Consider the following 318-nt stretch of genomic DNA (forward strand, 5'->3'; position numbering starts at 1 on the left):
TGAACAGCGAGTCCATGCCGCTGACGCAAACGATATCGCCGGCGAAAGCTTCTTCAACGTCAATACGGTGCAGACCGTGGTGACCCATCAGCTTCAGGATACGACCGTTACGCTTCTTGCCATCAGCACCGATAGCCACAACCGGAGTGTTCGGCTTGACGCTACCACGAGCGATACGGCCAACGCCGATAACACCCAGGAAGCTGTTGTAGTCCAGTGCGGAGATTTGCATCTGGAACGCGCCTTCACGGTCAACCTTCGGCGGTGGAACGTGGTCAACGATTGCTTGGTACAGCGGGGTCATGTCTTCCGCCATGG

The 318-nt window shown here is 56.9% G+C and carries 1 protein-coding gene; it reads right to left on the minus strand.

Annotated elements, in window-relative coordinates; translation table 11 throughout:
- Nucleotides 1–304, minus strand: a 304-nt coding sequence (locus KZZ04_RS18675; protein ID WP_306430589.1) for an EF-Tu/IF-2/RF-3 family GTPase, incomplete at its 3' end; no start/stop codon positions are given.
- Nucleotides 305–318 lie beyond the last annotated feature (14 nt).

Origin of the sequence: Pseudoalteromonas sp. CR1 (genome assembly GCF_019392235.1) — a bacterium.
Classification (GTDB): domain Bacteria; phylum Pseudomonadota; class Gammaproteobacteria; order Enterobacterales; family Alteromonadaceae; genus Pseudoalteromonas.